Origin of the sequence: Kribbella sp. NPDC050820 (assembly GCF_040653975.1) — a bacterium.
Lineage (GTDB): Bacteria > Actinomycetota > Actinomycetes > Propionibacteriales > Kribbellaceae > Kribbella.
The window spans coordinates 1-7,973 of sequence record NZ_JBFAHB010000043.1 but is presented as its reverse complement, the minus strand read 5'-3'; the positions used below and the strand labels follow the sequence as shown (position 1 = coordinate 7,973).

Annotated in this window: 7 protein-coding genes; 4 read left to right on the top strand and 3 right to left on the bottom strand. The window is 69.8% G+C overall.

From position 1 onward, the window contains the following. Positions 1–738: 738 nt before the first annotated feature. Positions 739–1,842, top strand: coding sequence for a substrate-binding domain-containing protein (locus tag AB0H36_RS29915; protein ID WP_360530790.1), 1,104 nt, complete (start codon positions 739–741; stop codon positions 1,840–1,842). On the opposite strand, the gene AB0H36_RS29910 is transcribed toward AB0H36_RS29915, so the two are convergent. Beyond that, complete coding sequence (locus AB0H36_RS29910) at positions 1,839–2,501, bottom strand: TetR/AcrR family transcriptional regulator (protein WP_360530787.1); 663 nt, start codon at positions 2,499–2,501, stop codon at positions 1,839–1,841. The genes AB0H36_RS29915 and AB0H36_RS29910 overlap by 4 nt on opposite strands. Before the next feature lie 99 nt (positions 2,502–2,600). Between AB0H36_RS29910 and AB0H36_RS29905 the strand changes: the two genes are divergently transcribed. Next, a complete protein-coding gene (locus AB0H36_RS29905; RefSeq protein WP_360530784.1) occupies positions 2,601–3,032 on the top strand; it encodes a PPOX class F420-dependent oxidoreductase in 432 nt (143 codons plus the stop codon). 11 nt (positions 3,033–3,043) lie between these two features. Here the strand turns inward: AB0H36_RS29905 and AB0H36_RS29900 are convergent, their stop codons facing one another. Together AB0H36_RS29900 and AB0H36_RS29895 are read right to left on the bottom strand one after the other, a co-directional pair. After that, positions 3,044–4,909 (bottom strand): DUF2264 domain-containing protein, encoded by a 1,866-nt coding sequence (locus AB0H36_RS29900; protein WP_360530781.1) that lies wholly within the window; start codon positions 4,907–4,909, stop codon positions 3,044–3,046. Next, on the bottom strand, positions 4,906–6,642 hold the full coding sequence (locus AB0H36_RS29895; protein WP_360530778.1) for a heparinase II/III family protein: 1,737 nt from the start codon (positions 6,640–6,642) through the stop codon (positions 4,906–4,908). Before AB0H36_RS29895 ends, AB0H36_RS29900 begins: the two co-directional genes overlap by 4 nt. A 172-nt stretch (positions 6,643–6,814) precedes the next feature. On the opposite strand from AB0H36_RS29895, the gene AB0H36_RS29890 reads away from it, so the two are divergent. Together AB0H36_RS29890 and AB0H36_RS29885 are read left to right on the top strand one after the other, a co-directional pair. After that, complete coding sequence (locus tag AB0H36_RS29890; protein WP_360530775.1) at positions 6,815–7,414, top strand: hypothetical protein; 600 nt, start codon at positions 6,815–6,817, stop codon at positions 7,412–7,414. A 35-nt stretch (positions 7,415–7,449) separates the two neighbouring features. After that, complete coding sequence (locus tag AB0H36_RS29885; RefSeq protein WP_360530772.1) at positions 7,450–7,938, top strand: DUF2505 domain-containing protein; 489 nt, start codon at positions 7,450–7,452, stop codon at positions 7,936–7,938. The last annotated feature ends 35 nt before the right edge of the window (positions 7,939–7,973 follow it).

The following is a 7,973-nucleotide window of genomic DNA, read 5'->3' as shown; positions in this document are numbered from 1 at the left end:
CTCAACGACTCAGAGCAGGATGTCGCCGCCGACGCGCCACCCGACACCCATACTCCTCGCCGAGTCGTGGATTTTGGTCGGATTCGGCGGCCGGCATCTGCCGGAATCCACAACTCGACGACTCAGAGCGGGATGTTGCCGCCGGCCAATCGCCCGACGCTCAACTCCTCGTCGAGTTGTCGATATTGGTCGGATTCGGCGGCCAACATCTGCCGGAATCCACAACTCGACGACTCAGAGCGGGATGTTGCCGCCGGCCAATCGCCCGACGCCCAGAGCCTCGTCGAGTCTTGGGTTTTGGTCGGATTCGGCGGCCGGCATCAGCCGAAATCCACGATTCGACGGTCAGATCGGGAGGTTGCCGGCGGCGAGTCGCCCAGGCAGTCGGCGACATTCACCGGTTCACCCGTCCACCGGGCTACCTGCCGACCGGCCGGTCACGTCCGTTGGACGAGCCTCCGGCGAGAGCCGCGGAGGGTGCTGTGATTCGGCGACTGACAGTTGCTGCTGAGCAAGGCGGCATGTGAGGAGAGTGGTCGTGTCATCCGTTCGGGTTGTTGTGTGCCGACGGGCAGGGCGTCCGTCGGGCACATCCACGCGGGACAGCGGCCGGCGGCCGCCGGCGAGCAGTCTGGGCGACGGTGGCGTTCAGCCTGAGCCAGATCCGGCGCCCGCCGGAGGCGGTGGAAGGACAGCCGCCGCTGGCGGTCCTACCAGTCGAGGGCGGGGGTGGTTGTGGTGAGTGAGGAGAAGTTGTTCGGGGTGCAGCGGCGGGAGCGGTTGATGGGTGAGCTGCGGCGGCATGGGGCGATTCGGGTGCGGGAGTTTGCGGGGCTGCTCGGGGTGAGTGAGTTGACCGTACGGCGGGACATCGCGGCGCTGGCGGCGCAGAACCTGCTGACCAAGGTGCACGGTGGGGCGACGCTGCCCACGGACCTCGGGCCGGCGACACAGATTCGGCGGCGGGGTACTGGGCCGCCGCGGTTCACGATCGGGATGGTGGTGCCGTCGCTGGACTACTACTGGCCGGCGATCGTGTCCGGTGCACGCTCGGCGGCCGCGGCTCAGGACGTCCAGGTCCAGCTGCGCGGGTCGACGTACGACTGGGCCGAGGACCAGCGGCAGATCACCCGGCTGATCGAGTCGCAGCAGGTGCAAGGCCTGCTGCTCGCGCCGAATCTGGACGGTGACGACGTCGGGGAGATGATCCAGTGGATCGGCGACCTGCCGGTCCCGGTGGTCCTGGTCGAGCGGCACCCGCCACGCTGGACGCCGACGAAGCGCCAGTTGGAGTGGGTTCGCAGCGACCACGCACTCGGACTGGAGATCGCCGTACGGCACCTGCATGAGCACGGGCACCGCAGCATCGGCCTGGTGCTGTCCAAGGGCAGCCCGACGTCAATGCACCTCGAGCGCGGCTGGGAGCTGGTCTGCGCGGAACTCGGCATCTCCCCCGACCTGATCATCCGCGAGTCGATCCGGATGGTCGAACCCGGCTACCGCGAGACGATCGCCCAACTGCTGGAACGCTGCCGCGCCGCCGGTACGACGGCCCTCGTCGTGCACTCCGACCCGGACGCGATGTCGATCGCCCAGTACTGCACCGAGCGCGGCATCACCATCCCGGACGACCTCGCGATCGTCGCGTACGACGACGAGGTCGCCCGACTCGCCGAGCCGGCCATGACCGCGATCCGGCCGCCGAAGCCGATGGTCGGACGGACCGCGGTCGAGCTGATGGTGGCCCGGCTGATCGAGGGCAACCGGCGCCCGGCCCAGCGGATCCTGGTCACTCCCGAGCTGATCATCCGCGACTCGTCGATTCCGCTTCGCGTCCGCTAGCGCCGCTTTCCGGCAACTCCCCGGCCGCTCGCGGGCGCGTAACCGCGGAGGAAGACCCGCACGCCGGCCCGGACGATCCGGTCCAGATCCGCCTCCCGGTTCGCGCCGGCTCCGTGGTGGAACGGCACTGCCCCTTGCACCAGGAGCATGAGGTGGGTCGCGGCCAGCTCCGCGGCGGCCTTCGGCTCTTCCGAGGGGTCGAGGGTCAGCAGGCCGCGATCGGCTATCGCACCCAAACACCCGGCGAGTGCCGCGACCACCCGCCGCGGTCCGGCCTGCTGCCAGGCCTCGACCGCCGCCGGCGGGATGTGGTCGAGGTCGGCGTTGACGTGCCGCACCAGCGCGAAGTGACTCTGGTAGCCGGTCATCGGCCTGGCCAGGTCCCGGCCGAACGCCTCCAGGTCGTCCTCGAGGTCGACGATCTTGCCGAGGTGCCGCTCGATGATCGCGATCTGGGTGTCGGCGACCCGGGTCGCGCTGTCCTGGATCACGGCCTCGAAAAGCTTGGCCTTGTTGCCGAAGTGGGCGTAGATCGTCCGCGTGGACACCGCCGCGGCCGCGGCGATCGCGTCCATCCCGGCCCGCGCGTACCCGTCCCGGGCGAACTCCTCGAGCGCGCCGTCGAGGATCGCCCGCCGCTTGTCCGATCTGCCGGTCACCGAAACTTCCTCTCCGCCGGAATACAACCAGCGTTTTACTAGTTGCCATCTACGTAGTACTTTAGCCGAGATGCACACCCTCGAAGGGAGCGACAGCAGATGTCCTTCACCCAGGACGAGATCGAGTACATGCACACCCAGCCGGTCGGCCGCATCGCGACCGTCGCCTCCGACGGCCAGCCGGACGCGGTCCCGGTCGGCATCGAGTACGACGGGACGTACTTCTACCTGAGCGGCGGACACCACCCGGAGAAGACCCGGAAGTACCTGAACGTCGGCGCCGGCAACACCAAGGTGGCGCTGCTGTGGGACGACGTGGTCACCACGTCGCCGTGGACACCGCGGTTCCTCCGGGTCTACGGCACGGCTGACTTCGTCGAGCACACCGGCATGTTCGGGACCGGCAGGTACCTGCGGGTCACGCCCACGGTGTCATGGAGCTGGAACCTCGAGGCCCTGCCGTTCGACGGCTCCAACGACCGCGAGTTCGAGCCGAGGCGGGCGGTCCACAACGTCCGTACGGCGGCCTGACACCGCTCGCCTCACGTGTCCAGACGCAGGTAATCGACCCAGCCGTCCTCCCACTCGAGGCGAACGGCGCGGCCCTCGCCGGACACGTGGGGCGCCTGGTCGGGCGGTCCACCCAGACCGACGACGGCGACGTACAGCACGCCGGCTTCCGGCTGCACCCGGGCACAGGGAATCGCGCTGTGCGTGCCGAGCGGGCTCGCGTCGGTCAGACGCCGTACGTCGTACTCGAAAACGTTGCTGCTGGCAACACATGACACCAGCCCATTGGACGCGATTTTGGCCTTGTTGCCCTCGAGCGTGTCGAGCGGCGGCTCGTCGGCGGACAGCGGCCAGCCGCTGAACTCGAGCCGCCACGAGGGATCCACGTCACCCTCGACGACCACGGCCCGCACCTCGTGGCTGCCGCGCAGTACAGAACCAACCACCAGCCGCGGGCCCTCGACCACACTGCCGCCGCGACCCGAGCCGTGCTCGGGCCCGTGGTCCTCGTCGGTCGGCACCCAGTGCGCGGACGTCACCGAAACACCAGAGCGCACCGTGGTGAACCCGTTGCGATGGCTCGGGCCGAACTCGGGATGCACGAGAGCCACGCTGTTCTCGATCGCACCCGACCACGCCTCCCGGTCGAGCGGCGGCATGGTGTGGGTCGAGTAGCCGAGCCGCGCGTAAAGCGGCGAGTCGGCCCGCTGGTCGCCCGGGACCGAGTGATCGGTGCCGTGGTTGGCGATCCGGACGACGCCGTCGGCCTTCGTGCCGCTGACGATCCACCCCGGCTCCGCGATCTCGAGCGTGAAGTCGCCGGTCTCGACCGGCAGCGGTTCCTCGGTCGCGGTCCACACCGGATGATCGGCCGGCAACATCAGGCCGAGCATGCCTTTGACTGCCCAGTACGGCGATCCCGGCCCGGAGTACGACTGCGCGATCCGCGGCCACTCGCCGTACCAGCCAAGGTTCAGCAGACCCCGGTCGTCCGGCACACCGTGATCGAGGAAGTGCGCGAGCATCCCGGAGGCCGCGCGCCGCAGCAGCCCCGGAGGTACGTCGGTCGCACCCGTGACAGCCCCCATCCACAAGGGAGCAGCCGCCGCGAACCGGTACGTCAGACTGCGGCCCTGGACCAACGGCGAGCCGTTGCCGCCGATCAGGTGGACGGCGGTCTCGACGTACTGCGCAAGTCGTTCACGCCACGCGGACACCAGCTTCGGGTCGGCCGACGGATCCATGGTTGCCCAGAGCAAGGGATAGACGTGCAGCGCCCACCCGTTGTAGTGATCGAACGCGCGCTCCGGCCCGTCGGCGTACCAGCCGTGGTCGCGGTACAGCGACTCGTGCACCGCCAGCCCGCTCTCGATATCGGCGCTCGACCACGGGCCGCCCACCGATTTGAGGAACGTCTCGACGACGATCTGGAACCAAACCCAGTTGATCGGCGGGTACTCCTCGCCGACCACGGTCCCCAACCAGTCCACGATCCGCTCGCGGTCGGCCTCGCCGAGGCGGTCCCACAACCAGGGCCGGCTGAGATGCAGACCGAGTGCGATCGAGCACGCCTCTACCTTCGCCTGCCCGAGCCGGTCCGGACGCGGCCAGGCATGCGGCGAGGCCGGGTCGGTGCCGGCGCGCAGACCGGCGGCGTACCACTCGGCGACCCCGTGCGGATCGTTGCCGTGCTCACCGTGCAACCGGATCGCGGCCAGCAGGAACGACCGCGCGAACGCCTCCAGCGAATCGCTGTCGGGACCGTACGCACTCGGCTGGCCGGGCAACTCGATGCGCGCGTGATCCGGCGACGCCCACGGGCGCAGCGCCAGCAACAGCCCGTCCGCGGTCGCCGCCCAGGACTCCCGGGTCATGCCGGTGTACGGCGCGTCAGTCACGGTCGCTCTCCTCTGCGGACGGTCAGGCGGAAGGATTTGCCCGGGCAGTCGACGACCAGCCGGTGCACGGTCGGGCCCCACACGCGTTCGAGCAGCGCGTCGTCGACTGCCCGCTCCTCAAGGTGTCCGGCGCCCAGGTCGGCGTTCCAGGTCAGTTCTGCGCAGCCGCCGCCCAACGTGTTGATCGTCAACCGGCCGGCGTCGTGGCTGATCGGCGTACCGGCGATGACGAAGTGCTCGGCGGCCGACCCTTCCCACTCGTCGGCGATCGTGATCGCGCCGTCCGCCACAGTCGCGACGCGGCGGCAGCGTGGCGCCTCCGGACACGCATGCGTGAGGTCGAGCGCCAGCGAGTTCTCCCGTACGACGAGATCCGTCGCTCGGTGTTCCGGGCCGGGCTGCTGCTCGTGGCCGCTGATCACCGGCACGTTGTGCCAGCCGCTCTGGACCACCCACTGCTCGTAGCGCCGATCGGAGAACGACAGCGCCGTGTACGTCGGCTGGCCCAAGTCGATCAGCACCGGTGTGGAGTCGAGGGCCACGATGAACGAGCCGACGTCGTTGTGGTTGTGGTTCTCATCGTTGTGCCCGCCCTTGATCGCCAGGGTCAGACCACCGTTGTCGCGGGCAACAAACAGTTGCACGTCCGGAAGCCACGTCGACTTCGGAAGCGGCAGGTCGGCCTTGCCGGCGTTCCACCAGGTGTCGTCGGTGAGCCCCAGCACCGCGCGCCCGAGCCCGGCGGCCGGAGCGATCGGCAGGTCGCGGTGCGCGGCGGCGGCTTGTGCCATCGCCTCGGCGTCCTGGTGGTAGCGGGCCCAGCGATGGAGGACATGCCACGGCTGGTTCGGGTCGGGACGGGCGGAACCGTCTGCGACGTTGACGTACCAGCCGTCGCCGAGCGCGACCCGCTGCGGATAGCGGACCATCTCCGCTAGCGGCGTACAGGACCATGGTGCGAACGCGCCGTCGGTGACGCGGTCGAGGAGGTCGAGGGCCAGCGCGAGTCGGGCCGGGCCGTTCCACCAGTAGGCGTAGCCCTCGTCGCAGCCGCCGTCGGCCGGCATCGCGTCGAGATAGCGGCTGAGACCGTCGACCACGAGGTCGGTGACTTCCAGCTGGACCTGCGGGTCGTCCTCGAGGAACAACGCGACGGCGAGGACGTGGCCGTGGATCCACGGGTTCCAGTTGTGCAGGCGTCCGTCGAGACCGAGCCAGTGCCAGCGACGGTCGGTGCGGAACGGTTGGGTGACTCGGTGCCGCGTCTCCCGCCGCATCCGCCGACGCAGGCCGGGCACTCTCTCGTCCAGTGCGGGTCCGAGGACGAGGTCGGCCCAGGCGAGGATCTCTGCGGTCTCAGCTGCGCCTAGGTCCAGGTACGGCTCGTCGGGATCGCCGACCACCTCGCTGCGGGCGGTCGCGAAGGACTCGTGCGCCGCCCAGCACCAGGTGGTCTGCTCACAGAGCAACATCAGTCCGTCGGCGGCTGCGTCGACGTATGCCTGGTCTGCTGTGAGTGCGGCCGCCAGGACGGCGGTCGACGTACGGCGGCGGAGCTCACCGGCGGGGTCTTCGTAGGCCGTGCGTACGCCGTCGCGCCAGTAGCGCGCGTAGTCGGACAGCAGCGTCTGCGGCCAGGGGCGGGCGCGATCCACGTCTGCGTCGTCGAGGATCGCCTGGGTGAGTTCCGGCGGCCGGTCACCCCACACCTCTCGCCGCGTGAGGTCAGCCACCCCGGACCGCGCCCGTGCCGCCCTGACCGCCTCCTCACGCCCTACACCCCCCACCGCAGCCCACCGCTCCACCAACCTCACCCCACCCACCCTACGAGCAAACGCTTCCCCATCAGCCAGTCGGCATGACCGCCGCTCGCGACCAGCTGCTTCGCTGACGCCAGTGGGCGCGGTGGCTGGGGTTGTGGCGGTCGCCGTACTGGGTGTGGGTGCGGTGGTTCGGCTGGATGGGTCTGAGCCGCCGGTGGCGACTGCGACGCCTGCACCTGTGCCGGCGGTGGGTACGAGCGCTCAGGAGCGTGCGGATCGGCTGGCTCGGCAGTTGGCGGCGCTCGAGGCGCAACGGCGGGCCGCTGCGGCTGCGCTCGACGCCCGGCTGGACGCGATCGAGACGAAGGTCGCAGGAGACGGTCTGATCGTTCAGCGGCAGTCGCGAGCTGTCCGGATCCTTTTCGAGGAAGGGGTGTTCTCGCGCGGCGGTGAGCTCACGCCGGCCGGGCGGGACGACTTGGTTGTGCTCGGCAAGCGGCTGAAGGGCCTCGACGCCGCGATCACGGTCATTGGCCACTCGGTCGTCGTACCGGGGAGCAGCTCGTCGGGTGGCTCCCGTACGGCGTTGCTCCGGGCACGGACCGCGACCCAGCAGCTCAGCCAGGCGTCCGGGTTGCCGCTCACCGCCTTCACGCTGCAGTCGGGCGACCAGCGCGTCGCACCGTTCCATACGGCGGCACAGAACCGGACCGTCAGCCTGCTGCTCGCGCCTCGGGGGTAGTCGGGTGACCGAGCGGTAGTGCCATGATGTCCGGCATGGAGCTGAAGCTGTCGGCGTCGTACGACGCCACACCCGAGGAAGTGTTCGCGATCGTCACGGACGCCACCTTCCGCGAGCAGGCGTGCCAGAAGACCAAGGCGCTGTCGTACTCCGTCGAGGTGACCGAGTCCGGCGGCGACACGATCGTCAAGGTGCAGCGCGAGATGCCGTCGGACGACGTGCCGGACATCGCCCGGAAGTTCGTCGGCCAGACCCTGACCGTCGTACAGACCGAGACCTGGCACCCGGCCGCCGCCGACGGGTCCCGCAAGGCCGACGTCAGCGGCGAGATCAGCAACACGCCGGTCACCCTGAAGGGCAACGCCGAGATCACCCCGACCGGCGCGAGCACGGTGCAGGCGATCGACCTGGACGTGAAGGTCGCCGTCCCGCTGATCGGCAAGAAGATCGAGCCCTTCGTGGTCGGCGCCATCCGCTCCGGCCTGCAGAAGGAGCACGAGCTCGCGCGGGACTGGACCCACTGAGCCTCGATCCGTGATCCCGGCCCGCGGCCGGGGTC